Annotated in this window: 1 protein-coding gene; it reads left to right on the top strand. The window is 57.3% G+C overall.

The annotated features are described in order from the left end of the window. Window positions 1-382: LysR substrate-binding domain-containing protein (locus tag CDV44_RS27030; RefSeq protein ID WP_249277751.1), on the top strand; the 382-nt coding region annotated here is incomplete at both ends.

Genomic DNA, 382 nt, shown 5'->3' with positions numbered 1-382 from the left:
GAGACGCAGCTCAATGTCCGGCTGCTCAATCGGAGTACGCGAAAGCAAAGTCTGACGGACGTCGGCGCGACATTTCTCGAACATGCGCGGGAAATTCTGCGACAGACCCGGCTTGCGCAACAAAGCATCGAGCGATTCCAGAACACTCCGCAAGGGCGCCTGCGAATTTCTGCGCCCCACACGTTGGGGACCACGGTGCTTGCGCCATTGATGACGAGATATGCCCAGGAGAATCCCGAAGTGTATGTGGACGTTGTCCTCAGTAACCGCCGGGTTGATTTGATTCAGGACCGATTCGATCTGGCGGTACGTATCGGGCCGCTCGAGGATTCGAGACTGATTGCCCGCCCATTGCGTCCTTACCGCATGGTGATTTGTGCGT

It is taken from the genome of Pandoraea sp. PE-S2R-1 (assembly GCF_002179865.1).
Lineage (GTDB): Bacteria > Pseudomonadota > Gammaproteobacteria > Burkholderiales > Burkholderiaceae > Pandoraea.
This window is presented reverse-complemented; position numbering and strand designations above follow the sequence as displayed.